The organism is Streptomyces sp. NPDC054847 (assembly GCF_053610925.1).
Genome location: NZ_JBSGZJ010000478.1, coordinates 1 through 5446, shown reverse-complemented (window position 1 = coordinate 5446; position 5446 = coordinate 1). Strand labels below are relative to the sequence as shown.

General features: G+C 71.6%; 3 protein-coding genes. 1 reads left to right on the top strand and 2 read right to left on the bottom strand.

Going from position 1 to position 5446, the window contains the following annotated elements; translation table 11 throughout:
• Positions 1-41: 41 nt before the first annotated feature.
• A complete protein-coding gene (locus ACWGH4_RS30480) occupies positions 42-3371 on the bottom strand; it encodes a S8 family serine peptidase (RefSeq protein ID WP_453466590.1) in 3330 nt (1109 codons plus the stop codon).
• A gap of 197 nt (positions 3372-3568) precedes the next feature.
• Between ACWGH4_RS30480 and ACWGH4_RS30475 the strand changes: the two genes are divergently transcribed.
• A complete protein-coding gene (locus ACWGH4_RS30475; protein WP_453466588.1) occupies positions 3569-4036 on the top strand; it encodes an NUDIX hydrolase in 468 nt (155 codons plus the stop codon).
• On the opposite strand, the gene ACWGH4_RS30470 is transcribed toward ACWGH4_RS30475, so the two are convergent.
• Positions 4012-5034 carry a hypothetical protein gene (locus ACWGH4_RS30470; protein ID WP_453466586.1) on the bottom strand — a complete coding sequence of 341 codons (1023 nt, stop codon included), beginning with the start codon at positions 5032-5034 and terminating at the stop codon, positions 4012-4014. The two genes, ACWGH4_RS30475 and ACWGH4_RS30470, sit on opposite strands and share 25 nt — an antisense overlap.
• Positions 5035-5446 lie beyond the last annotated feature (412 nt).

The following is a 5446-nucleotide window of genomic DNA, read 5'->3' as shown; positions in this document are numbered from 1 at the left end:
CCCGAAGAGCGCCCGCCCCGCCGTCCTACTGTCTTCTGCGACTACTCGGTGACCTTGCCGATCACCACGCTGCCGGCGCCCGCGACCGTGCCGCGGTTGTTCAGCAGCTGCACCTCACCGAAGAACTGGCGTCCCTCCGGAGCCGCTCCACCGACCACGACCTCGGCGCTGACCTGCGCCGACGCACCGTTGGCGAGCTGGACCGAGGATCCGGCGTCGATCTTCACGGAGCCGAGCGACGGGGAGAAGAACACATCGCGGTAGTCGTACTCGGTGGTCCCGGCGGGGACCGAGTAACCGTCGACCACGATCGTGTAGGTACCGGCGGCCGGCTTCAGCAGGCTCACCGCCTCCTCGGAGTCGCCGTCCGCGGCCTGGCCGACCACGGCGCCGTCCTTGAGGACCAGCAGGTCCAGGTCCGCGCCGTTGTCGGCGGGCGAGCCGATCGCCACGTCGAGGCGCTCCACGCCCTCGCCGATGGTGACCGTGGACTCCTGGGACTCTCCGTGCGCGATGGACGGACGGGCGACCTTCGCCGAGCCCAGGGAGCCGCCGGCCAGCTTGCCCTCGAGAGAGGCGAAGCGGTTGGTGACGTTCCACTCGACGGGGGCCGGCGTGCCGACCTTCGCCTCGGGGAGCGTCTTGACGGCCGGGTCGAAGTCGGCGCCGAGCACCGTCACGTCCAGCTCGAACGGGTTGTCCAGCAGCGGGGACGTGCGCCGCGACTCGACCTCGATCTCCCAGACGCCCGGCATCGGCTCCGGGTAGGAGCGCACGTCGGGACGGCAGGTGTTGGCCGGGTTCGCGTAGTTCGGGTAGCAGTTGACCGTCGAGGTCGGGTCGACCGGCAGCCCGTACGGGTGGAGGCCGATGAACCGGGTCTGGCTGCCCTCGGCGAGCCCGCCGATGGCGACCTCGAGGTTCTTGGCGCCCTCGGGGACGGTGATGAAGTACGACTTGTGGCTGTTGCGCTGCACCGTGTCCGCCTTGGAGACGGTGTACCCGGGCTTCGCGAGGTCGTCGGAGGCGACCACGGTGGCCAGGATCTGCTTGTCCACGCCCACGGTCGAGCGGTCGTCGGCTTCGAGGACGGCGCTGTGCACGCCGGCCGTCTTCGGCCGCGCCTGGACGGTGACGGTGACCGGCTGGTTCAGCGGGAGCCTGACCTCGGACCCGCTGAGCAGACGGAAGGTGCCGTCGTTGTTCTTCCAGCGCAGGGTGTGCGCGACGGCCTTCTTCGGGCCGGTCGTGCGGGTGACGGTGATGTCGTAGGTCCGGCTCTTGCCGGCCTTCAGGCCGCCCTCGCGGTCGTAGAGACCGGTGCCGAAGCCCGGGGTCTTCAGCGCGAAGTCGATCGCGGTGTCGACCGGGGCCTTGACCGAGTACTCGTGGGCGCCCACGCCGTCCTTGATCTGCTCCCAGGCGTCCACGACGTCGATCAGGCCCGCGCCCTGCTCGTGCGCCTGCTCACCGCTGATGCGGTGGGCGGTGCTGGTGAGGGCGGTGCGCAGCTTCGCCGGGGTCAGCTCGATGCCGCGCTGCTTGGCCGCGGAGAGCAGCAGTGCCGCCGCGCCCGCCGCCTGCGGAGAGGACATCGAGGTGCCCTGCATCATCGAGTAGCCGGGCGGCAGCTGGTAGCCGGCCTCGGCGACCGGGCCGCCGGGCGACCAGGTCTGGGTGGTGTTGACCGCCGCGCCGGGCGCGGTCAGCGTCGGCGTGAAGCCGCCGTCCTCGCGCGGACCGCGCGAGGAGAAGGGCAGCATCGCGTACTTCTTCTCGACGCCGGAGCCGTAGTTGGACGCCCAGGTCTCCTTGGAGATGGACGCGCCGACGGAGATCACCTTGTCGGCGACGGCGGGGTCGCCGAGCGTGTTGGTGCCCGGGCCCGAGTTGCCGGCGGAGATCACCAGCTGGACGCCGTAGGTGTCTATGAGCCGGTTGTAGAGCTCGGCGCGCGCGTTGTTGCCGTCGTTCAGCGGGGGCAGACCGCCGATGGACATGTTGACGATGTCCACGCCGCGGTTGATGACCAGGTCGGCCATGCCCTCGGTGAGCGCGATGTTGGTGCAGCCGCCGCTCCAGGTGCAGGCGCGCGAGGAGACGATCTTCGCGCCGGGCGCGGCGCCGTTCATCCTGCCGCCGAAGAGGCTGTTGGCGGCGGTGATACCGGCGACGTGCGTGCCGTGCGACCCCTCGATGACACCGATGTTGACGTAGTCGGCCTTCGCGCCGGCGTCGTTGTAGACGACGTCGGTGCGGACCTCGATGACGAACGGGATGCGCTCGGCGATCTCGGTCTTCGGGTCGTCCTTGCCGAAGTAGCCGACCTGGAAGCCGTTCTTGTACGGCTTCATCAGCGTGTCGTTGGTGAAGTCGGCGTCGTTGTTCAGGTCGACGCGCGCGGTCCGGGTGCCCTCGTCGTAGAGGACCGCCCAGACGTCGGTGGTGTCGCCGTCCCGGTTGAGGTCGCCGGCCATGTCGCCGCCCTTGGTGGCGGCCTCCGCGAAGAGGTTGAAGCGGTACGCGCCGGCCGGGGCGGAGTAGGTGCGTCCGCCCGCGGTGAAGGTCGGGCCGTTGACGGACGTGTTCATCCGCAGCCAGGTGCGGTCGCCGTCGGCCACCGGGTCCGTCGCCGTGACCCAGTCGACGATCTTGCGCTCGCCGGTGGTGGTCTTCTGGAGCGCCGGGTGGCCGAGGTCGACGCCGGAGTCGAGGATTCCGATGGTCACGCCGCGGCCGTCGGCCTTGGGGTGCGCCTTGACGAAGTCGACCGCACCGGTCTCGAAGGACGGGTTGTACGGGTTCTTCGCCGGAGTCGACGCGTCGGGCGCCGGGTACTGCTGGACCTGCGCGTCGGCGGTGCCCGCGGCCTTCACGGTGTCCGCCGCCGGGGTCGGGTCGTCCAGCTCGATCTCGTGCTTGAGGTCGATGCCGTGCACGCTGGACAGCTTGGCCGCCGACTTGAGGGCGGCCTCGGCCTTGCCCGTGGGCAGCGTGGCACTTACGTAGCCGAGCTCGTCGAAGGTCCTGCCGACGGTTGCGCCCTTGACGGCGTCCAGCTGGCCGGCGACCTGCTCGGTCGCGCCGGGGGCGGTGGCGACCATGACGGTGACGGTCTTCTCGCCCTTGGCCTCGGCCTCCGCGAGCAGCTCGGCGTCGGCCGAGCCGATCTTGTCGGAGGACGACTTGGCGGCCTTGACCGCGTTGGCGCCGGCCGGGTCGTCGGCGGGCGCTGTGGCGACGGCCGGAGCGACGCCGGCAGCGACGAGCGCGGCCACCATCGAGGCGGCGGCCGCGACGCGTGCCACGCGTCTGTGACCTGGCGTCGAGCGTCCCGTTGTGGAGCTCTCGGGTTCGGGGGTCATCAGCATCCCTGTTTGTGAAAGAGAGGGTCCGGAATACGGTGCCGGATGACCGCTCAGCCTTGCGTAAATGACAGGGGTTTGTGGAGAGTTGATCGAGACGGGATGTGTGCATGGCGGAAACCCGCCACCGCGGATCGTGCGCCATCGCGGACGAACGGGTTCTTATCGACCTCGATGAGCTGATGCGCCGGTAATCTCACCGAATGAACAAGGAGTTGAGGGTCGCGGCGTACGCCGTCTGCATATGGGACGGACAGATCCTGCTGGCCCGCTGGGTCGCGCGCGACGGCGCGAAGAAGTGGACGCTGCCGGGCGGCGGCATGGACCACGGGGAGGACCCCCTCGACACCGTCGTCCGCGAGGTCGAGGAAGAGACCGGCTACATCGCCGAGATGACCGCGCTGCTCGGCCTCGACTCGGTACGCCGCCGCTACCCGCGCAAGCTGGGCGCCTTCGCGGACTTCCAGGGCCTGCGGATCGTGTACGAGGGCCGGATCACCGGCGGCGAGCTGCGCAACGAGACCGGCGGATCCACGGACCTCGCCGCCTGGCACCCGCTGAAGGCGGTGCCGTCGCTCCACCGCGTCGAACTCGTCGACGTGGGCCTGGAGCTGTGGCACTCCAGGCCGGTTCTCGGCAGGGTCGCTCAGCGGGGCAGCACCACCACATAGGCGGCGGGCTCCCGGTCCGCGGCGGCCATCAGCGCGGTGCGCACCACGGTCGCCTGCTGCTCGGGCGACTCACGGAGCCTGCGCGGCGTCAGGTGCACGACGGTGATGCCGAGCCGCTCCAGATGCTCCCGCTTGCGCGCGTACCGGGACCACTGGGCGTCCTCGTCCTGGCGGGGCGCGCGCGTGTCCAGCTCCACGGCCACGGCCTGCTCCGGCCAGTACGCGTCGACCCGGCCGAGACGAGGGCCGCCGGGGAGACGGAGGTCCACGTTCCACAGGGGGTCGGGCAGACCGCCGTCGCGGACGAGCCCGTACAGCCTGCCCTCCGCCAGCGCACGGCCCTCCGCGAGCAGTTCGTCCACGGCGCTCACGACGTGCGGGCGGTCGAGCAGCCGCGCGTCGTTCAACTCCCGCACCAGCGCGGCGGGCTCGCAGTGCCCGCCCCGCACGGCCTCCGTCAGCAGCCGGCCGATCAGTCCCGCGTCGTCGAGCTGCGCCACCGCGTCGGCGAGGGCGCGGGACGCGGGGGCCACGGGCACGCCGCCGACCTCCTCCGCCCGGGGCATCGAATGCCCCCGCACCAGCCGGGCGAACCCGGTCGACCGCAGCCGCCGCGTCCGCGGCACGAGCACGTCGATCGGCTCGATCGAGGTCAGCGGCGGAGCCGCGGTGAAGCCGTGCAGCGCGAGCGCGGCGAGCCCGGTGGCCATCGCTTCGCCGTACGGCGCCGAGTCGTGCCGCTGGGCCGGCAGCACGGGCCGGCCGGCGTAGAGCAGCGCGGCGTGCAGCCGCTCCTCGCCGGTGGCCGGTCCCGGATGCAGCAGGTACACCCCCGGCAGCAGCAACTGCCAGTCCCCGCCGGGCCGGCACTTCTCGGCGACCCGCGAGGGCGTGTAGCCGTGCGTACGCAATTGCGCCCCGGACACGACCCGCCGGCGCACGTCGCCGTCGGGCCGGCTGAGGGGGAGGGGAGAGAGGGGAGCGTTGGACTGGTTCATGCCGATGAGATGCCCGCGTCGTCGGACCGGGCTAACCGCTGTTACAAGCTCGTCGACAATTCAGGACAACCGCGTACTAAAGTACGCACGTTCGAGTGCCGATGTGGGGCGGGTGTTGTGCCCACCCCGGCCCGCTGTTGTCGGTGTGCGGCTCGGCCACGTACGGGGCCCCGCCTGTGCCGGGCCCGGCAGCCGGGTGCCGCGTGCCGGGCGTGGCCCGAATCCGTTAAGGCCTTCGGTCGTGTCCTCAAGCTGCCCCCACGGCCTGGCAGCCGTGGCACGTGCCGGGCGGGCCCTGTCTCGCTCCGCGCGATCGGCCTTGCCCGCGCGGAGGGGGCCCGGCACGGGGCAGGACCAGCCCCGTATCGGCGATCGAGGCGCGGGGGTCCGGGGCGCAGCGCCCCCGGACCAC